This is a genomic window from Streptomyces sp. NPDC053426 (assembly GCF_055585405.1).
On the sequence record NZ_JBVJKE010000035.1, the window covers coordinates 1 to 19,422 of the forward strand.

Below are 19,422 nucleotides of genomic sequence, written 5' to 3' on the forward strand. Positions count from 1 at the left end.
ACCGGCAACTCCAGCGGCCCGCACCTGCACTTCGAGATCCGCACCACCCCGAACTACGGCTCCGCCATCGACCCGGCGAAGTTCCTCCGCTCCAAGGGCGTGACGGTCTGACCCGCCGCGCACACGGCGCCTAAGCGCCCCCGGACCCCCGGTGGGCCTGGGTGATCAGATCGATGGCGACCTCGAGGACGGCCTTGCGCTTCTCCTCGGGGTCGCTTTCGACGTCCTGCAGGACGTGCATCCCCGCGTGCATGGTGAACAGGGCGCTGACGCAGCGCACCTGGTCGACCAGGTCGGCGTCCGGGTCCATGAGGATGTCGCGCAGCCCGAGCATGCGGGTCTTGAACATCTCGCCGATGCTCAGCTCGCGGATCGTCGCCTGGTTCTCCTGCATGAAGCGGAAGAGCGGGGCCGCGCCCGCCAGTGCCTCGCTGTACCGGCGGATGATCTCCTGCTTGGTCTCCAGCGAGTGCGGCTGCTTCCGCCCCCACTCGATCAGGTCCTCGATCGGCCGCGAGAGGTCCTCGAAGATGCCGACGAGGATCTCTTCCTTCGTCTTGAAGTGGTAGTAGAGCGCCGCCTTGGTGACGTCCAGGTGCTCGGCGATCTCGCGCAGCGAGGTCTTCTCGTAGCCCTGCTCGGCGAAGAGCTCGAGGGCTACGTCCTGGATGCGCTGGCGGGTGTTCCCGCGGCGCCGTTGTCTGGTGCCGTCCATGGTGCCGCCCATCCTCCTACTCGACCCCTCTTGGCGAAAACTTACTTGACGCCCGGCTAGTTACGCGACTAGCTTTCCGGCATAGTGAACTAGCCGGGCGGCAAGTAAGTGGCAGTGGTCACGCGACCGTGGCCGGGGGAGAAGGAATCATGGCGGACACACCAGCGGCGGGGACCGTGGAGACGGACACCGGCAAACAGCCGAAGAGCGTGCGGGTGGTCCTGCTCGCACTCATGATCGCGATGATGCTCGCGATGCTCGACAACATGATCATCGGTACGGCGATGCCGACGATCGTGGGCGAGCTGGGCGGCCTTGAGCACCTGTCCTGGGTGGTCACCGCCTACACCCTGGCCACCGCGGCCTCCACCCCGGTCTGGGGCAAGCTCGGCGACATGTACGGCCGCAAGGCCACCTTCATGACGTCGATCGTGATCTTCCTGATCGGTTCCGCGCTCAGCGGCATGGCCCAGAACATGGGTGAGCTGATCGGCTTCCGCGCGGTGCAGGGTCTGGGCGCCGGCGGTCTGATGGTCGGCGTCATGGCGATCATCGGCGATCTCATCCCGCCCCGGGAGCGCGGCAAGTACCAGGGCATGATGGCCGCCGTGATGGCGCTGGCGATGATCGGCGGACCCCTGGTCGGCGGCACCATCACCGACAACTGGGGCTGGCGCTGGGCCTTCTACATCAACCTGCCGCTCGGCGCGATCGCGCTGGCCGCCGTCGGCGCCGTACTGCACCTGCCGAAGAAGCGGGCCAAGGCCGGCATCGACTACCTCGGGGTCGCGCTGCTGACCGTCGGCATCACCGCCGTCGTGCTCGTCACCACCTGGGGCGGCACGGAGTACGCCTGGACCTCCGCGCGGATCATGGAGCTGATCGGCCTCGGTGTCGCGTCCCTCGTGGGCTTCGTGTTCTGGCAGACCAGGGCCGCCGAACCGGTGGTGCCGCTGCACATCTTCCGCAGCCGCAACTTCACGCTGATGTCCGTCATCGGCTTCATCACCGGCTTCGTGATGTTCGGCGCGACGCTCTTCCTGCCGCTCTACCAGCAGGCCGTGCAGGGCGCCTCCGCCACCAACTCCGGCCTGCTGCTCCTGCCGATGCTCGGCGCGATGCTGGTCACCTCGATGGTGGCGGGCCGGGTCACCACCGACACCGGCCGGTACAAGATCTTCCCGGTGCTCGGCAGCGCGCTGATGATCGTCGGCCTGTACCTGCTGTCCACGATGGACACCGGGACCTCCCGGTTCACCTCCGGCGTCTTCATGGCCGTGGTCGGCCTCGGCATGGGCTGCCTGATGCAGATCACCATGCTGGTCGCGCAGAACAGCGTCGAGATGAAGGACATGGGGGTCGCCTCCTCGTCCACCACTCTCTTCCGCACCCTCGGCGCGTCCTTCGGCGTCGCGATCATGGGCGCCCTGTTCAACAACCGCGTCCAGGACGTCATGGCCCAGAAGGCCGGCGCCCTGGGGTCCAAGGTGACCGAGCAGTCAGCCCAGCTGGACCCGGCGAAGCTGGCGAAGCTGCCGGAGGCGGTCCGCGAGGCGTACCAGCACGCGGTGTCCTCGGGCACCCACGCGGCGTTCCTCCTGGGCGCCGTGATCGCGGTGCTCTCGCTGGCGGCGGCGGTCTTCGTCAAGGAGGTCCCGCTGAAGGGCGAGGGCCCCCGGAAGGACGACGGCACACCGGCACCGGTGGCGGTCACCGAGCCCGTCTGACTCCCCTCCCGAGCGGCACGAAGGCCCCCGGCGGCGCACCCGCGCCTCCGGGGGCCTTCCCGTGCACGGGTCCGGACCCGTTGTCAGACCCCCGTGCCACCATCGGTCACATGGACAAGGCGCGGCAGCTGAGGCTGGCCAAGGACGCGATGGACCGGGACTGGGCCGACCCGGACCTCGACCTGGCCGCGATCGCCGCGCACGCCGGATACTCGCGCTACCACTTCATACGCGCCTTCAGGGAGACCTACGGCGAGACACCGGGCCAGTACCTCACGCACCGCCGGATCGAGCGCGCCGAGGACCTGCTGCGCACCGCGAACCTGTCGGTGACGGAGATCTGCAACCTGGTCGGTTTCAGCAGCCTGGGCACGTTCTCGGCGCGGTTCAAGACCTGGACCGGCCTCACCCCCAGCGAGTACCGCACGAAGCACGTGGGGCGCGGCGCCGCCCTGATCCCGGGCTGCTACGCCATGCACTGGCTCGGCGGCTACCGGCCCGGGCCGGGCAGGGCGGGGGCACGGCGCAATTCCGGAGAAGCGGACTGACGGCGGCGCTGCCTACGGTGACAGGGCACTGAAGGAACGGCCGCGCAACGGGAGCACGCCATGATCAAGGGTCTCGCCATCACCACCGTCTGGGTCCTCGACCAGGACCGGGCGAAGGAGTTCTACACCGAGAAGCTGGGCCTGGAGGTCCGCACCGACATGACCCTGGGCGAGGGCGGCATGCGCTGGCTCACCGTCGGCTCGCCGAAGCAGCCCGACGTCGAGCTGACGCTGATGGTCCCCGGCGCGGGCATGGACCCCGAGTCCGCCGAGATGATCAAGAAGCTGGTGGCCAAGGGGGTGCTCGGCCCCGGCGTGCTGACCACCGACGACATCCACGGCGACTACGCCGAGCTCAAGGCCCGCGGGGTCGAGTTCATCCAGGAGCCGCAGGAGCGCCCGTACGGCACCGAGGCACTGTTCCGCGACGACTCCGGCAACTGGTTCTCCTTCACCCAGCCCCGCGAGGGCGGCCTCGACACGGACAAGGACTGGTCCTGCTGAACCGCCCCCGCCGCGCCGGGCCCCCGCCCCGGTGGCCCGCGGGGACACGGTGCCACCGCTGAAGCCGCTTCGTCCGGCACCGCAGCCGGCGGGCCCGCCGCCGGACGGGCGGAAAGCGACGCCCGCGGAGGCCCGGTCTCCCCGGAGACCGGCCGGGGCCCGCGAAGCGGGAACCCGTGGCGGTGGCGCGAAGCGGTACGGACCGGGATCTCCGGCCCTCGGGCCGGAGGGGGCGTCAGTGCGCCAGTACCGGATAGCTCCCGGTGTTCGTCGGCGCGTGTTCGGGCAGCCACAGCACGGCGACCGCGCCCTCGGCCGGTGCGTCGTCCGGTGCCCCCGGCGGCCGTACGTTGCGGAAGGTCAGCCGCGCGCCCAGTACCCGCGCCTGCCCCGCCGCGATGGTCAGGCCCAGCCCGTGACCGCGGCCGGCCCGGTCCGCGCTGCCGGTGCGGAAGCGGCTCGGCCCCTCGGCGAGGAGCGCCTCGGGGAAGCCGGGCCCGTGGTCGCGGACCCGGATGACCCGCCCCTCGACGGTGACCTCGATGGGCGGCCTGCCGTGTCGGGCGGCGTTGGCGAGCAGGTTGAGCAGCACGCGCTCCAGGCGCCGCGGGTCGGTGGTGACCTCCGACTCGTGCACCACCCGCACGGTGACGTCCGGGTCCTTCGCCGCCACCCGCCGGGCGACGAACTCGCCCAGCAGGATGTCCTGCAGTTCCGCCCGCTCGGAGGCGCTGTCCAGCCGGGCCACCTCCAGGACGTCCTCGACGAGGGTGCGCATCGCCTTGGCCCGGTCCAGCACCAGCTCGGTCGGCCGGCCCGGCGGCAGCAGCTCGGCGGCGGTGAGCAGACCGGTCACGGGGGTGCGCAGTTCGTGCGCGATGTCGGCGGTGACCCGGCGCTCGGCCTCCAGCCGCTGCCGCAGCGCGTCCGCCATGGCGTCCACCGCGCTGGCCAGGTCGTCGGTCTCGTCGCGCACCACCCCGCCGATCGCCTCGCGCACCCGGACGTCCGTCTCGCCCTTCGCGACCCGGTTGGCGGCCGTGGCCGCCTTCCGCAGCCGCCGCGACAGATGCCCCCCGATGAGCACCCCGAGCGCGCTGCCGCCCAGCACCACCGCGATGGAGCCGATCACCAGGGCCTGGTCGAGGTCCTTGAGGATGTCCGAGCTGCGGTCCGTGAAACCGGAGTGCAGCGACATCACATGCCCGTTCTTCAGCGGCACCGCCGCCCAGATGTCCGGCGCCCCGCCCGGCCGGTCGGCCACGTAGGTCGCCCGCCGGCCCCCCTCGGCCTTCTCCCGCAGTTCCTCCGGCAGCTCCGGATCGTCGATCTTGGTGTTGGGGAAGTTCAGCCGCCCCGACAGCTCGTAGTTGCGCTGGGCGATCATGATGCGCTCGTCCGCCAGGTCGCGCGCGTTGTCCAGCATCGACACCCGGGCCGCGTTGTGCACGACCAGGCTCAGCGCGACCGCCACCAGCGCCCCGACCAGCGCGATGGCCGCGCTGAGCTTCCACCGCAGACCCGTACCTATGCCCACCTGGTCGACGCACGCCGCCACCAGGCGCCGGAAATACCCGCGCATCCGCTTCGCTCAGGCCTTCAACTTGTAACCGAAGCCACGGACCGTCTCGATACGGTCCTGGCCGATCTTCGTACGCAACCGCTGCACATGGACGTCGACGACCCGCGTGTCACCGCCCCAGCCGTACTCCCACACCCGCTCCAGCAGCTTGTCGCGGGAGAGCACGGTGCCCGGCGCCGCCGAGAACTCCAGCAGCAGCCGCATCTCGGTCGGCGTCAGCGCCACCGGCCTGCCCGCCCGGCGCACCTCCATGCCCCCGGTGTCGACCTCCAGCTCGCCGAACGCCAGCACACCCCCGTCACCCGGACCGTCCGCGTCCTCCCGGCCGCCGTTCGCGCGCCCGAAGCGGCGCAGCACCGCGCGGATCCGGGCCACCAGCACCGCACTGTCGAACGGCTTGGTCACGTAGTCGTCGGCACCCGCCTCCAGGCCCAGCACCACGTCGATGGCGTCGGCCCGTGCCGACAGCATGATCACCGGCACCGTCGACTCGTCCCGGATGCGCCGGCACAGGCTGACCCCGTCGAGTCCGGGCACCATGACGTCGAGCAGCGCGATGTCGGGACGGTCCGCGCGGAACGCCTCCAGGCCCGACAGCCCGTCGGGCATCGCGGTGACCGCGAAGCCGTCCCGCTCCAGGGTGAGCTGGGTGGCCTCGCGGATGACGTCGTCGTCCTCGACGAACAGGACGTGTGTCTGGTCTGCCATCCCGGTGCTCTCAGTCCTCGTGTGATCTCGGGGTCGATGCGCGCGTGTTCTTCTCGTTCACCCCGCGGGCGCGGGGACCGCGTCCGCGGGTTCACCCGTTCATCGGCCCGGGCGGCCCCGCCGGTTCACGACGTGAGCCATGTCTCAGCTGTCGGGTGCCGGTGACGGCTCCGCGCCGGCCACCTGTCCGTAGTCGTTGTGCGTGCGGTACTTCTCGGTGAACCGGCCCGAGTCCCAGCGGTACGTGATCACGTTCACCCCGGACGGGCTCGACACCGGGTCGCCCCGGTCGTACACCTGCTTGGTCACCACCAGGTCCCCGCGGTCGATCTCCGCGTACACCGGGGGCGCCTCGGCCGAGAACACGTTCACGTACGCGCCGCCCTGCTCGCGGTACACGTACGTGCCGACACCCACCGCGTCCCCGCAGGTCAGCACGTTGACGACGACGTCGTCGACGGCTCCGCGGGTGAGGTTGCCGTAGCTCACGTCGACGGGGTACTGGTCGGCGACGCACGGCCGCAGCTCCCGCTTGACCTCCGCCGAGACCTTCGGGTCGGCCTTGACCAGCCGGACCGCGTTCACCCGGTCGGGGGCCCGCGAGGGATCGGGCGACGCCGCGGCGGCGGGGGCGCTCGCCACGGGGTCCGCGTGCGCCGGGCCCTCGTCCCGCGCGCCGGTGCCGCCCGTGCCGCAGCCGGTGACGAACAGGACGACGGCGGCGAGCACGGCCGTCGCCGTGGTCGCCGCCCTGGTGGTGGTCCGGACCCGGATGGGCCTCGCGCCGGTCAGGCCGCGCAACGCTCCCGCTCCTCACGCTCCAGCGCGCGGGCGTCCAGATCACGCGCCTGAAGCTCCTCGCGGAGCCGGGCGAGCGCCCGGTGCAGGGTGCTCTTGACCGTTCCGGCCGACATGCCGAGGGCGGCGGCCGTCTCCTCCGTGGACATCTGCTCCCAGTGTCGCAGCACCACGACACTGCGCTGCTTCGGGGCGAGGACCCTCAGGATGTCCATCAGCAGGGCGCGGTCGGCGTGCTGCTCGGTGGAGTCGTCCACACAGGCGTCCGGGAGCTGCTCGGTGGGCACCTCCTCCAGCTTGCGGGCCCGCCACCACTCCGTCCGCGTGTTGATCATGACCCGGCGCAGATAGGCGTCGGCCAGCCGCTTGTCCTCGATGGTCTCCCAGCGGCCGTACGTCCGGGCCAGCGCGGTCTGCAGCAGGTCCTGCGCGTCGATGGGGTCCGGGACCAGGCGGCGGGCGCTGCGCAGCAGTGCGTCCTGCCGGGTGCGGACGTACTCCTCGAACGCGAGGACCTCGCCTCGTGCCTCACCCCGTACCTCGCCCCGCGCCATGTCCTGCGCCATGGTGAACCGCCTCCCGCTCCCCGTGCCGGCCCGCCCGCCCGCGCGGGCCGGTTGTACCGCCTGTGATCCGTCGTCGCCGTGCCCTTGTCGAGCACGTGATCGACGGTACGGAGGCGTTGTCACGGCGCTGTCCGAGGAACCCTGCGGGAAGCGCTCGGCTGTCCGTCGGTTGTGTAACGGAAGGAGGAACGGGGTAAAGCGGGCGGGTGGTCGGGGCGGGTAAGGGCGGATATGTCCCGCCGTACCGGTGAGGCGTGTGGGGAACGGCTGTACCGGACGTCGGACGTGTGTGTGAAACGGCTGTACCGGGTGTCAGGTCATCGGCAGCCGGTACAGGCCGCCCGGCAGCGGCTCCACCAGACCGTCGGCGACCAGACCGTCCAGCGCGCGGGCCCGCTGCACCGGCTCCTGCCACACCCGGTCCAGTGCCGCCTGCGGCACCGCGCCGTGCGCCTCCCGCAGCACGGCCAGCAGCCGACCGCGGACCTGACGGTCCGTGCCCGCGTACGTCTGGCCCCGGCGCGGCGGACCCTCGTGGGCCGGCTTGCCCGCCAGCCGCCACGCGCACTGCGCCGCGATCGGGCAGCGCTGACACGACTCGTTCTTCGCCGTGCACACCAGCGCGCCCAGCTCCATGGAGGCGGCGGCCCACCGCGCGGCGGTCGGGGCGTCCTCCGGCAGCAGGGTGCGGGCCAGCCGGCGCTCGGCGGCGGTGGTGGCGTTCGGCGGGTACTGCGTACCGGTGACCGCGCGGGCGAACACCCGGCGCACATTGGTGTCCAGCACCGCGTGCCGCTGCCCGTACGCGAACGACGCCACCGCCGCGGCCGTGTACTCACCGATGCCGGGCAGCGCCAGCAGCTGGGCGTGGTCGGCCGGCACGTCGCCGCCGTGCCGCTCCGTTATGGCGACGGCGGCGCCGTGCAGCCGGAGCGCGCGGCGCGGGTAGCCGAGCCGGCCCCAGGCGCGGACCGCCTCGCCGGGCGCCTCCGCGGCGAGGTCGGCGGGGCGCGGCCAGCGGGCCAGCCACTGCTCGTAGACGGGCAGCACCCGGTTCACCGGGGTCTGCTGCAGCATGAACTCGCTGACCATCACCCCCCACGCACCGGCCTCCGGACGCCGCCACGGCAGATCCCGGGCGTGCTCGTCGAACCAGTCGATGACGGGGGAGTGCAGCGGCTCACCGGGAGCACGCTCGGACGCGGAATCGGCGGCGTTGCCGTACGGGGGCTTAGTGGGAGCAGTCATGGCCCCTCGATCCTCCCACGCCGGTGCCCGCCGGTGGTGGGAGCGCCACGGTGGAGGCCTCCCGCAGGGTGACGGCGTACCTGACGATCGGCAGCGGTGGCGCACCCCCGTCCGCTTGTAGCGTCAGGGCCATGGAACGTGTCCGTCCCGCCGCGCTCGGCAAGGGCTGCCTGCTCTGGGCGGCCCTCTCCCTGCCCGCGGTCTGCGCCGACCGGATCGGTCTGAACGAGCCGCGCCCGCTCTGGCAGCAGCTCGCCGGACTCGGCGTGCTCGCCGCCGCCACCGCCGTGGCCCGACGCCGGCCGGCGGTCGCCTTCGGGCTGGCGGCGGCGCTGAGCCTCGCCTCCACGCCCGCGCTGTTCAGCGTCTCCTACGGCCCCGCCCTCGCGGTGTTCGCGCTGCTGCTCGGCCTGCGGTCGCCCCGTACGGCCCCCGCGGCGCTGTGCTTCGCCGCCATCGCCTGCGTCGGCGGCGTGAAGATCGCGCTCGTGGGGCCCGACCCGGTCCCCGAGTGGCTGGTCCTGACCGGCACCCTCCTCTTCGGCTGTGTCCTGCCCTGGCTCGGCGGGCGCTACTGGGGCCAGAGCCGCGCGCTCACCGCGGCGGGCTGGCTGCGGGCCGCCCGCCTGGAGGAGGAGCAGCGCCTGGCCGAGGAGCGCGCCCGGCTGCGCGAGCGGGCCAGGATCGCCCAGGACATGCACGACTCCCTGGGCCACGAGCTGAGCCTGATCGCCCTGCGCGCGGGCGCCCTCCAGGTCGCCCCCGACCTCCCCGGCCACCACCGGGCCGCCGCGGCCGACCTGCGTGCCGCGGCCGCCGACGCCACGGACCGGCTGCACCGCATCATCGGCGTCCTGCGGGAGGACGACGACGAGCCGCTGCCGCTCGCCCCGGCCGGCGAGAACGTCGAGCAACTCGTCGCCCGCGCCGCCGGGTCGGGACTGCCGGTGCGCTGGGAGACCGGCGGGCGGGGCGCGGCCGTGACACCCGGCGGGGTCGCCGAGCGGCTGCTGCACCGGGTGGCCAGGGAGGCGCTGACCAACGCGGCACGGTACGCACCGGGCGCGCCCGTCGTCGTGGCGGTGACGGGGGACGACGGACGAGGAGCGACCGTCACCATCTCCAACGGACGGCCGGGAGCGGAGAGTTCCCCGGCCCCCGGAGGCGGTTCGGGACTGCTCGGACTGCGCGCCGCCGTCACCGCGGTCGGCGGCACCTTCGAGGCGGGTCCGCACGCCGGCGGGTTCCGCGTCCGGGCGTACGTCCCCGCGCGGGCGGACGCGGCGCCCGCGCCGCCCCGTCCCGCCTCCGCCCCCTTCACCCGCGCCCGCCGCCGCGTGGCCGCCGGTCTCGGCGCCGCCGCCGGCGCGGGTGTGGTCCTGGTCGGCGTCGCCTTCGGCTGGTACGCGTACACCGAGACGCACTCGGTGCTGGAACCCGCCGCCTACGCCGGACTGCGTCCGGGCACACCGGCCGCGGAGGTCGAGCGGGTGCTGCCGGACCGGCACATCCAGGACCCGCCGACGGAGCGCGCCCCCGCGCCCCCCGAGGGCACCGACTGCCGCTACTACCGCGCGAGCGGCGAGCTCTTCGTCTCCGTCGACCACTTCCGGCTCTGCTTCGACGAGAAGGGCCGTCTGGCCGCCAAGAACGTGATCCCGCGCGTCGGCACGCCCGGCGAAGGGCGGGACGAGTACGAGGAGTTCGCACCGTGATCCGGGTCCTGCTGGCCGACGACGAGGCGATGGTGCGCGCCGGGGTGCGCGCCATCCTGGGGAGCAGCGGCGAGACGGAGGTGGTCGCCGAGGCGGGCGACGGCCGCGAGGCCGTCGAGCTGGTCCGGGCGCACCGCCCCGACGTGGCGCTGCTCGACATCCGCATGCCCCGCCTGGACGGGCTCGCGGCGGCCGAGGAGATCGTCCGCACCGTCCCCGGCACGGCGGTCGCCATGCTCACCACCTTCTCCGAACGTGCCTACGTCGCCCGCGCCCTGGGCGGCGGTGCCACCGGCTTCCTGCTGAAGTCCGGCGACCCGTACGAACTCATCGCGGGCGTACGGGCGGTGGCGGGCGGTGCGGCCTTCCTGTCGCCCAAGGTGGCCCGGTACGTCATCGAGGGCCTCGGCGGATCCGACGGCGGCGGCCGGCTCGCCCGGGAGGCCGAGGCGCACGCGCGCGTGGCGGTGCTGAGCCCGCGCGAACGCGAGGTCCTCGGCCTGGTCGGGGCCGGACTGTCCAACCCGGAGATCGCCGCCCGGCTGCACCTCGTCGAGGGCACGGTGAAGGCGTACGTCAGCGCGGTCCTCGACCGGCTCGGCGTACGCAATCGCGTACAGGCGGCGATCGTCGCCTACGAGGCGGGCCTGGTGGCGGGCTGAACCCGCTCAGCGGCGCCGGTGCGTGGCGTACGGCGGCACCGCGTGGGCGACGGTTTCCGGTCCCGGCCCGGTGAACCACCGCGCGGTGGACGCCGACGAGGCGCGCATCGCCTCCGCGAGCCGGACCGCCGGTCGTGTGCCCAGTCGTACGACGGCGAAGGCGACGACCGTGCCGAGCAGCAGGCCCGCCGCCACGTCGTGCGGGTAGTGCACGCCGACGAACACCCGGGAGAACGCCATGAGCAGGGCCAGCGGGGCCGTCAGCCAGACGAGCGCGCGCCGGACCAGGACCAGCGCGAGGGCCGAGGCGCCCGCGATCGTGGCGTGGTTGCTCGGGAACGACCAGTCGCCGTGCGGCGGACATTCCGCCAGCGACGGGGCGGCGTCGGTGACCGCCCGGCACGGACGCTCCTGAGTCACACCGGACTTGAGCACCTCACTGCACACGTACGCCACAGCCGTGGCCAGAGGTGCAAGGACCGCTATCGCGAACGCGCGGGTGCCGGAGTGCCGCGCCCGCCACCAGCCGGCCACGAACAGCGCGACGAACACCAGCAGTCCGGCCTCCGTCCCGATCTCGGCCGTGTGCCGCACCCATGCCGGGGTGCCGTGCGCGTAGTCGGTGATGTCGCGGTAGAGCCCGCTGTCCACGAAGTCCATGGTCACGCACGGTAGGCGAGACGCCGATACGGTCACACCCCGCGATCGTCGCGTGCCGTACCTGACGAAAGACAGGGGTCACAGGGCCTTTACCGGAATGATGATCCGGAAAAGTTGGACTCGGAGCGGCGGGTGGGACAAGCGAACGCGCCGATCTCTCGTACAGTTTGCGCCGTGGGATCTCTGCGCAATCCGGTCGGGCCGCTTCCCTCCACCATCTACTGGCGTCGGAGGGCCGTACTGCTGTCCGTGCTGGCCCTGTTGGCGTTGTTGATCACCTGGGTGGTGGTCTCCGGCGGCGGGGGCGGTGGCGACCGCGACAACGGGGCCAACGGCAAGAATCCCGCGCCGTCCATCACTCCGGGACCGTCGAGTTCGGGGCCGGCGATCAGTCAGGCGCCGGGCGGACGCGACGAGTCGGGGTCCGGCGGGTCCGACAGCGGGTCCGGCGGCTCGGGCGGCTCGTCGTCCGGGTCCGGTGACGACGGGGCCGACGGCGATCCCGCGGACTCCGGTGGCGGTGACGGTGGTGGCGCCGGGGGCAGCGCGGGCGGTGGTTCCGAGGGCGGTACGTCGGCGGGGGTCGGCGCGGGTGACGCGCTGCCGGCCGGATCGGGGTCCTCGCTGCCCAACTGCACGGCGAACGCGGTGAAGTTCACCCTGCGCAGCTCCCACAACTCCTACGAGACCGGGCAGACGCCCACGTTCCTGCTCACCGCGCGGAACACCTCCGGCAGCGACTGCAAGGTCGATCTCGGGCCGGACAACGCGGTGTTGACGATCACTCCGGCCAGTGGCGACGACGCGTACTGGGCGTCGGACGACTGTCCGGAGGGGGCGCGGAGCCTGGTGTTCCGGGTGCCGGCGGGGGACAGCATCACGTACACCGTGAAGTGGGACCGCAAGGCGAGCGAGCCGGAGTGCGCGACGCCGAAGGCCGGCACGGCCGGCGCGGGGACCTACCTGGTGGAGGCGAAGGCACCGGGCTTCGAGAAGGTGCGGACGTCGTTCGTGCTGAAGGCGAGCTGATTTGACTGCGGGCAATCGTGCCTCCCCCAGTGCCTCAAGGGCCTGGGAGGTACCCCCAGGCGGCACGGGTGGGCGGTGGGGGTCCCTCCCGCTCGAGCGAAGCCGAGAGTGGGGGAGACACCCCGCAAGCGCGGGTAGGAGAACCCGGCCCCGGCCGACGGCAGCCAGGGGCTCCTAGACGTACCGCTCCAGGATCGAACTCTCCGCCAGCCGGGACAGCCCCTCGCGCACGCTCCGCGCCCGGGCCTCCCCGACCCCGTCCACGGTCTGCAGATCATCCACGCTGGCGGCAAGCAGCTTCTGCAACCCCCCGAAGTGCTCCACCAGCCGGTCGATGATCGCCCCCGGCAGCCGCGGCACCTTGGCCAGCAACCGGAACCCGCGCGGAGACACCGCGGAGTCCAGCGTCTCCGGCGATCCCGTGTATCCCAGCGCACGGGCCACCGTCGGCAGCTCCAGCAGCTCCGCGTGCGTGAGCACGTTCAGCTCGTGCAGCGCCTCTTCGACCGTACGGGAACGCTTGGCGGTGGGCTCGGGAACGTAGTCCCGTACGACCAGCTCGCGCTCCGGCTCCACGCCCGCGATCAACTCGTCGAGCTGAAGGGCGAGAAGACGCCCGTCGGTGCCCAGTTCGACCACGTATTCGGCGATTTCGGTGGCGATGCGGCGTACCATCTCCAGCCGCTGCGCGACCGCCGAGACGTCCCGGACGGTCACCAGGTCCTCGATCTCCAGCGCCGACAGCGTGCCCGCGACCTCGTCGAGACGGAGCTTGTAGCGCTCCAGGGTGGCCAGCGCCTGGTTGGCGCGGGACAGGATCGCCGCCGAGTCCTCCAGGACCCGGCGGTGGCCGTCGACGTACAGCGCGATCAGGCGCATCGACTGGGAGACGGAGACGACCGGGAAGCCGACCTGCTTGGAGACGCGGTCGGCGGTGCGGTGCCGGGTGCCGGTCTCCTCGGTGGGGATGGTCGGGTCCGGCACGAGCTGGACGCCCGCCCGCAGGATCTTGGACAGGTCGGACGACAGCACGATGCCGCCGTCCAGCTTGCACAGCTCACGCAGCCGGGTCGCGGTGAACTCGACGTCCAGCACGAAGCCGCCGCTGCACAGCGCCTCGACGGTCTTGTCGGAACCGAGCACGATGAGACCGCCGGTGTTGCCGCGGAGCACGCGCTCCAGGCCGTCGCGCAGCCCGGTACCGGGTGCCACGGCGCTCAGCGAGGCGCGCATCAGGCCCTCGGAGCCGGTACTCCCACCGGACTTTCCGGGAGCTGCTGCCCGGTCGTTGGCTGCCACTGCACTCCTCCGGTCGCAGGTTCTGGGGCGCCGTCGTTTCGCACACTCGGTTCGTACGGACGGGCGAGACCTGGGCAAAGTCTACCGGCGGTCCTCCGCCTCCCGTGGGGCCTCTCGGCGACGGGAGCGCGGAAGGACCCGCAGGGCGTCCCCTATGTCCGCCACTTCCAGCACCTTCATGCCCGGCGGGACCTTGCCCGGATCGCCCGGCACCAGGGCGTGCGTGAAGCCCAGACGGTGTGCCTCGGTGAGCCTGCGCTGGACACCCGTGACCCGTCTCACCTCACCGGCGAGGCCGACCTCGCCGATCGCGACCAGGTTCTTCGGCAGCGGGGTGTCGCTCGCCGCCGACGCCAGCGCGAGCGCGACGGCCAGGTCCGCGGCCGGCTCCGACAGCTTCACCCCGCCCACCGTCGCGGAGTAAATGTCCCGTTTGCCCAAAGCGCTGATCCGGCCGCGCTGTTCCAGCACCGCCAGCATCATCGACACGCGTGAGGTCTCCAGGCCGGACGTGGTGCGCCGGGGCGAGGGGATCTGCGAGTCGACCGTGAGCGCCTGCACTTCGGCGACCAGGGGGCGGCGGCCCTCCAGGGTGACGGTCAGGCAGGTGCCCGGGACCGGTTCGTCACGACGGGTCAGGAAAAGTCCGCTGGGGTCCGCGAGGCCCGTGATGCCCTCGTCGTGCAGCTCGAAGCAGCCCACCTCGTCCGTGGTGCCGTAGCGGTTCTTGACGCCGCGCACCAGACGCAGGCGCGCGTGCCGGTCGCCCTCGAAGTGCAGGACGACGTCCACCAGGTGCTCCAGCAGGCGCGGACCCGCGATCGCGCCGTCCTTGGTGACGTGGCCCACGAGGAGCGTGGACATCCCGCGCTCCTTGGAGGCCCGGATCAGCGCGCCGGCCACCTCGCGGACCTGGGCCATGCCGCCCGGGGCGCCGTCGATCTCGGGGGACGCCACCGTCTGCACCGAGTCCATGATCAGCAGGGACGGCTTCACCGCGTCCAAGTGGCCGAGCACGGCGGACAGATCCGTCTCGGCGGCGAGGTACAGGTGGTCGTCGATGGCGTGGATGCGGTCGGCGCGCAGCCGGACCTGGCTCGCCGACTCCTCCCCGGTGACGTACAGCGTGCGGTGCTCGTCGCTCGCCGACTTGGCCGCCACGTCCAGCAGCAGCGTGGACTTGCCCACGCCCGGCTCACCCGCGACCAGCACCACCGCGCCGGGCACCAGGCCGCCGCCGAGCACCCGGTCCAGCTCGGGCACGCCGGTGGAGCGGGCGGTGGCCTGACGGCCGTCGACCTGGCCGATGGGCAGGGCGGAGGTGGTGACCCGTCCGGGCGCCGTCGTACGGACCGCGGGCGCGCCGTACTCCTCGATCGTCCCCCAGGCCTGGCACTCGGGGCAGCGACCGAGCCACTTGGCCGTCTGCCAGCCACACTCGGTGCAGCGGTAGGACGGTCGGTCCTTGGTGGTCTTGGTACGGGCAGCCATGCGAAAACGGTAACGGCAGGCACTGACAACGGGACGTCCGTGCCCTCGCCCCTCGCACCGGGCCCGGCGTCTCCAGCCCGTCCGGGGTGCCCTCCGGGGGAGAGCGAGGACGAGGCCGTCCAGGCCGGAGCTGGGTCCGGGGCGGCAGCCCCGGAGGGCCGGCGAACGGGCAACGAAAGGTTCCTGTCCCCGATAGAGGGATCGTTTCACCCGTACGGATTAAAAGCGCGCAGCGCTCCCGTAGGCACCGTCCCGCGCCGCCTACGGTCGCCGGATGACGAGCAGCGGCCCGGAGACCTCGACCCGCACGACCGGAACCCACCGGACGCACCGGGAAGTGCGCGACCGCGGGGCCGCGCGCACGCTGGCCCAGCGGCCGGCCACCCGCTACGAGTCCCATCTGGACGGCCTGTTCACCTACTGCCTGTCCGTCCTCTGCGACCACGACGCGGCGACCGCCGCCCTGGCCGACGTCCTCGTGCTCGCGGAACGCCGCGGCCGGCACGTCCCCGACGAGCTCGGGAGCCGCAGGGCCTGGCTGTACGCCCTGGCCCGCTGGGCGTGTCTGCGCAAGCTGGCCGAGGCCGGGCGGCAACGCCGGGCCACCCACGCCGTGGGCCGCGCCGGCCGGCGGCGGGCGGCAGGGGCCGCCCCCGCCCCGGCCGTCTCCGAGGAGGTCCGGGAGCGGCGCCGCCGCGAACTGGCCGAGCTGGCCTGGCCGGAGGCCGCCGGGACCACGCCCGAGCAGCGCGAGGCGCTCGAACTCGCGGTGCGCCATCACCTCGCCGCCCACGAGGTCGCCGCCGTGCTCGGCATGCAGCCGACCGCCGCGCGTGAGCTGCTCGCCGCCGCGGCCTGCGAGGTGGAACGCACCCGCGCGGCGCTCGCCGTCATCGAGACCGGCGCCTGCCCGGGCGTGGCGCACCTCACCGGCGACCGGCGGCTCGTGCTCAGCGCGACCCTGCGCCGGGAACTCGTCCGGCACGTCGACGACTGCCCCCGCTGTCGTCGTACCGCCGAGCGGGCCGTCCCCGGCCGCTGGCCCGGCACCAGCGTCACCCCGGACGCGCTGCCCGTCCTCCCGGCGCCCGGAGCGGCCCTGCACGCCGCCATGGCGCACTCCCCACGCGCGCGTGCCACCGCGCCCCGCTTCGACCGGCGCGGCTTCCCGATGGACCCCAAGGACCGTGTCGCCCGGCGGGACCGGCTGCGCGCGCGTGCCGTTACGACGACGGTCGTCGCCACCGTCGTCGCCGCGCCGGTGCTCGCCCTGTGGGCCGCCTACCGGAGCACCCCCGTGGGCGAGGACCGGGACGACCGCCCGTCCTCCGCGCGGGAGGACACCGGCCCCTTCGACCTCGACGGCGAGGGAGCGGGCGGATACGAGAACACCGGCAACGCGAGCACCCGGCCCGAGACCGGATTCGGCGGGAAAGGCGAGCCGGACGTGTCCGTGGAGGTCGTGGGCGTGGCCGGAGCCGGGCGCGAAGGCGCCGGCGCGCTGGGCGTCACGGCCGACCACAGCGGCGACACCACGCTGATCACCCTGACCGCGACGGGCACCGAACCGGTCCGCTGGTCCGTGTCGACGGAAGCGTCCTGGCTCTATCCGAACCGGTCGTCGGGAACGCTCGCGCCCGGCGAGTCGGTGACGGTCAGGGTCCACGTCGACCAGTTGCGCGAACCGTCCGGTCACTGGAGCGCGGCCGTGGCGATCTCGCCCGCCGGTTCCGTCGTGACCATCGAGGGCCACGGCCCCGTCCCCGCCACCCCGGGCGGCGGCTCGCCCTCCGGCCACCCCGGCGGCCCGGGCACCGCGCACCCCGGCACGCCGAGCGCCCCGCCTCCGTCGTCGCCCGGCCCGGAGCCGGCGCCCACGACACCGGCGCCCTCACAGCCCACACCGGGCGACCCGCCGTCCTCACCCGGCCCGGACCCCACGACGGGCGGTCCGACACCCACCGGACCCACGCCCTCCGCCCCGGTGACGACCGGCCCGGAGGACCCGCCACCCACCGGGGGCGACGCCCCGGACCCGGCCGCGTCCTAGCGGGGCCGCGTCCGTGAGGACCCGCCTGGCTCGCGACGCACCACACCTGATGACGCGGGCCCTGCCCTGTGGGCGGACGGCGCGCCTTCGCGGACACGCCCCGGGAAGCGTCAGGCGGGGTCCGCCGGATGCGGGGCCAGCAGGGGCAACTGCGAGGCCAGCCGTTCCTCGCACAGCTCGACCAGACGGTCGTAGCCCGCCTTGCCCATCAGCTCGGTCAGCTCCGCGCGGTAGGAGACGTACACCGGGTCCCCGGCGCCGTGCGCCGAGGTGGCCGAGGTGCACCACCAGTGCAGGTCGTGGCCGCCCGGACCCCAGCCCCGGCGGTCGTACTCACCGATCGACACCTGCAGCACGCGCGTGTCGTCGGGCCGGTCGATCCAGTCGTAGGTCCGCCGGACGGGAAGCTGCCAGCACACGTCCGGCTTGGTCTCCAGCGGCTCCCGGCCCTCCTTCAGGGCGAGGATGTGCAGCGAGCAGCCCATGCCGCCCGCGAAGCCCGGCCGGTTCTGGAAGATGCACGAGCCCTGGAACGGGCGGGTCTGACGGTCGCCGTCCTCGTCCTCGGAGACCCAGCCGTTCCTCGTGCCCTCCGCGTGGTGCTGCCAGATGTCCGGAGTGAGCCTCGCCACGTGCCCGGCGACCCGCTTCTCGTCGTCCTCGTCCGAGAAGTGGGCACCCAGGGTGCAGCAGCCGTCGTCCGCGCGGCCCGCCTGGATGCCCTGGCAGCCGCTGCCGAAGATGCAGTTCCAGCGAGAGGTCAGCCATGTCAGATCGCAGCGGAAGACCTGCTCGTCGTCCGCCGGATCGGGAAACTCCACCCACGCGCGGGCGAAGTCGAGCCCCTTCTCGTCGTCCACCGGCGCCGCTCCCGGCGCCCGTGGTGCTGTCACCCGCGAAGAACCCTCGGCCAGTCCGGCCTTCTTGTCCTTCTTGGCCTTCTTGTCCGTCTTTTCGTCCTTCGCCTTTTTCGTCTTTGGCACCCGTCCAGGGTAAGTCGCCCATGCTCCTCGCCGGGACCGGCTCGGCCACCACAAAAGAGGCGTCACCACGAGAGGCGTCACCGCAAGAGGCATCACTGGAAGAGGCATCACACCGCGCGGCGGGCAGTAGCGTTCCGTACATGAGACTCGGTGTCCTCGACGTGGGTTCGAACACGGTGCATCTGCTGGTGGTGGACGCGCACCCCGGCGCGCGCCCGCTGCCCGCGCACTCGCACAAGGCGGAACTGCGCCTCGCCCAACTCCTCGACGACGACGGGGCCATCGGCCCCGACGGCGTCGACAGGCTGGTCGCGGTCGTCCACGAGGCGCTCCAGGCCGCCGAGGACAAGGGCGTCGAGGAGCTGCTGCCGTTCGCGACCTCCGCGGTGCGCGACGCGTACAACGCCGACGACGTCCTCACGCGCGTGCGCGAGGAGACCGGGGTCGAGCTGCAGGTGCTCAGCGGCGACGAGGAGGCCCGGCTCACCTTCCTCGCCGCCCGCCGCTGGTTCGGCTGGTCGGCCGGGAAGCTGCTCGTCATCGACATCGGCGGCGGCTCCCTGGAGATCGCCTACGGCATGGACGAGGAGCCCGACGCCGCGGTGTCCCTGCCGCTCGGCGCCGGCCGCCTCACCGCCGCGCGGCTGCCCGGCGACCCGCCCGAGCCGGACGACGTACGCGCGCTGCGCCGCCATGTCCGCACCGAGATAGCCCGCACGATCGGGGATTTCAGCCGCTTCGGCGCACCCGACCACGTGGTGGCCACCTCCAAGACCTTCAGGCAGCTCGCCCGCATCGCCGGCGCCCCCGGCTCCGCCGAGGGCCTGTACGTCCAGCGCGAGCTGAAGCGGGAGTCCCTGGAGGGCTGGATGCCGCGGCTCGCCGCCATGACCGCCGCCGAGCGCGCCGAACTGCCCGGCGTCTCCGAGGCCCGCGCGGGCCAGATGCTCGCCGGGGCCCTGGTCGCGGAGGGCGCCATGGACCTGTTCGGCGTGGAACGCCTGGAGATCTGCCCCTGGGCCCTGCGGGAGGGCGTGATACTCCGCAGGCTGGATCACCTGGGCCAGGGGGAGCGGCCCTGAGTCCATGACAAACACCACAACGGCGAACGGGCACCCCGCACCCACCCGGCCCCAC

18 protein-coding genes and 1 pseudogene are annotated in these 19,422 nt (G+C 73.1%); 9 read left to right on the forward strand and 10 right to left on the reverse strand.

What is annotated here, in order from left to right; genetic code table 11:
• Window positions 1-111: pseudogene (locus ACZ62B_RS37730) on the forward strand (M23 family metallopeptidase); the annotation flags it as partial.
• Between the two features lie 19 nt (window positions 112-130).
• Here ACZ62B_RS37730 and ACZ62B_RS37735 read toward each other — a convergent pair.
• Entirely contained in the window at window positions 131-727 is a 597-nt protein-coding gene (locus ACZ62B_RS37735; RefSeq protein WP_344567488.1) for a TetR/AcrR family transcriptional regulator, read from the reverse strand.
• Window positions 728-864: 137 nt separating this feature from the next.
• On the opposite strand from ACZ62B_RS37735, the gene ACZ62B_RS37740 reads away from it, so the two are divergent.
• The 3 genes from ACZ62B_RS37740 to ACZ62B_RS37750 all read left to right on the forward strand — a co-directional run bounded on the left by ACZ62B_RS37740 (window position 865) and on the right by ACZ62B_RS37750 (window position 3,494).
• Window positions 865-2,442, forward strand: coding sequence for an MDR family MFS transporter (locus ACZ62B_RS37740; protein ID WP_344567490.1), 1,578 nt, complete (start codon window positions 865-867; stop codon window positions 2,440-2,442).
• A gap of 110 nt (window positions 2,443-2,552) precedes the next feature.
• Entirely contained in the window at window positions 2,553-2,990 is a 438-nt protein-coding gene (locus ACZ62B_RS37745) for a helix-turn-helix transcriptional regulator (protein ID WP_344567492.1), read from the forward strand.
• Window positions 2,991-3,050: 60 nt separating this feature from the next.
• The gene (locus tag ACZ62B_RS37750) at window positions 3,051-3,494 is read left to right on the forward strand and encodes a VOC family protein (protein ID WP_344567494.1); all 444 of its coding nucleotides are present in this window, start codon (window positions 3,051-3,053) and stop codon (window positions 3,492-3,494) included.
• A gap of 235 nt (window positions 3,495-3,729) precedes the next feature.
• Here the strand turns inward: ACZ62B_RS37750 and cseC are convergent, their stop codons facing one another.
• The 5 genes from cseC to ACZ62B_RS37775 form a co-directional block, all read right to left on the reverse strand.
• The gene (gene cseC, locus ACZ62B_RS37755) at window positions 3,730-5,076 is read right to left on the reverse strand and encodes a two-component system sensor histidine kinase CseC (protein WP_344567497.1); all 1,347 of its coding nucleotides are present in this window, start codon (window positions 5,074-5,076) and stop codon (window positions 3,730-3,732) included.
• Between the two features lie 9 nt (window positions 5,077-5,085).
• On the reverse strand, window positions 5,086-5,784 hold the full coding sequence (gene cseB, locus ACZ62B_RS37760) for a two-component system response regulator CseB (RefSeq protein ID WP_344567499.1): 699 nt from the start codon (window positions 5,782-5,784) through the stop codon (window positions 5,086-5,088).
• Window positions 5,785-5,928: 144 nt separating this feature from the next.
• Window positions 5,929-6,585 carry a hypothetical protein gene (locus ACZ62B_RS37765; protein WP_344567500.1) on the reverse strand — a complete coding sequence of 219 codons (657 nt, stop codon included), beginning with the start codon at window positions 6,583-6,585 and terminating at the stop codon, window positions 5,929-5,931.
• Window positions 6,573-7,148, reverse strand: a complete 576-nt coding sequence (locus ACZ62B_RS37770) for a SigE family RNA polymerase sigma factor (RefSeq protein WP_344567501.1) — start codon at window positions 7,146-7,148, stop codon at window positions 6,573-6,575. Before ACZ62B_RS37770 ends, ACZ62B_RS37765 begins: the two co-directional genes overlap by 13 nt.
• Before the next feature lie 312 nt (window positions 7,149-7,460).
• Window positions 7,461-8,396: an HhH-GPD family protein gene (locus ACZ62B_RS37775; protein ID WP_469693833.1), complete on the reverse strand. Its 936-nt coding sequence runs from the start codon at window positions 8,394-8,396 to the stop codon at window positions 7,461-7,463.
• A 131-nt stretch (window positions 8,397-8,527) separates the two neighbouring features.
• Here ACZ62B_RS37775 and ACZ62B_RS37780 point away from each other — a divergent pair, with 131 nt between their 5' ends.
• Window positions 8,528-10,111 carry a sensor histidine kinase gene (locus ACZ62B_RS37780; protein WP_344567504.1) on the forward strand — a complete coding sequence of 528 codons (1,584 nt, stop codon included), beginning with the start codon at window positions 8,528-8,530 and terminating at the stop codon, window positions 10,109-10,111.
• Window positions 10,108-10,773, forward strand: a complete 666-nt coding sequence (locus ACZ62B_RS37785) for a response regulator transcription factor (RefSeq protein WP_344567506.1) — start codon at window positions 10,108-10,110, stop codon at window positions 10,771-10,773. Before ACZ62B_RS37780 ends, ACZ62B_RS37785 begins: the two co-directional genes overlap by 4 nt.
• Before the next feature lie 6 nt (window positions 10,774-10,779).
• On the opposite strand, the gene ACZ62B_RS37790 is transcribed toward ACZ62B_RS37785, so the two are convergent.
• Window positions 10,780-11,433 carry a phosphatase PAP2 family protein gene (locus ACZ62B_RS37790; RefSeq protein ID WP_344567508.1) on the reverse strand — a complete coding sequence of 218 codons (654 nt, stop codon included), beginning with the start codon at window positions 11,431-11,433 and terminating at the stop codon, window positions 10,780-10,782.
• A gap of 174 nt (window positions 11,434-11,607) precedes the next feature.
• On the opposite strand from ACZ62B_RS37790, the gene ACZ62B_RS37795 reads away from it, so the two are divergent.
• Window positions 11,608-12,462 carry a hypothetical protein gene (locus tag ACZ62B_RS37795; RefSeq protein ID WP_344567510.1) on the forward strand — a complete coding sequence of 285 codons (855 nt, stop codon included), beginning with the start codon at window positions 11,608-11,610 and terminating at the stop codon, window positions 12,460-12,462.
• Between the two features lie 174 nt (window positions 12,463-12,636).
• Here the strand turns inward: ACZ62B_RS37795 and disA are convergent, their stop codons facing one another.
• Window positions 12,637-13,761: a DNA integrity scanning diadenylate cyclase DisA gene (gene disA, locus ACZ62B_RS37800; protein WP_344567512.1), complete on the reverse strand. Its 1,125-nt coding sequence runs from the start codon at window positions 13,759-13,761 to the stop codon at window positions 12,637-12,639.
• A gap of 81 nt (window positions 13,762-13,842) precedes the next feature.
• Complete coding sequence (gene radA, locus ACZ62B_RS37805; RefSeq protein WP_344567514.1) at window positions 13,843-15,252, reverse strand: DNA repair protein RadA; 1,410 nt, start codon at window positions 15,250-15,252, stop codon at window positions 13,843-13,845.
• Window positions 15,253-15,526: 274 nt separating this feature from the next.
• Between radA and ACZ62B_RS37810 the strand changes: the two genes are divergently transcribed.
• Complete coding sequence (locus ACZ62B_RS37810) at window positions 15,527-17,302, forward strand: BACON domain-containing protein (protein WP_344567516.1); 1,776 nt, start codon at window positions 15,527-15,529, stop codon at window positions 17,300-17,302.
• A gap of 110 nt (window positions 17,303-17,412) precedes the next feature.
• Here ACZ62B_RS37810 and ACZ62B_RS37815 read toward each other — a convergent pair whose 3' ends face one another.
• Window positions 17,413-18,285 carry a DUF3109 family protein gene (locus ACZ62B_RS37815; protein WP_344567518.1) on the reverse strand — a complete coding sequence of 291 codons (873 nt, stop codon included), beginning with the start codon at window positions 18,283-18,285 and terminating at the stop codon, window positions 17,413-17,415.
• Window positions 18,286-18,425: 140 nt separating this feature from the next.
• On the opposite strand from ACZ62B_RS37815, the gene ACZ62B_RS37820 reads away from it, so the two are divergent.
• Window positions 18,426-19,367, forward strand: a complete 942-nt coding sequence (locus ACZ62B_RS37820; protein ID WP_344567520.1) for a Ppx/GppA family phosphatase — start codon at window positions 18,426-18,428, stop codon at window positions 19,365-19,367.
• Window positions 19,368-19,422 lie beyond the last annotated feature (55 nt).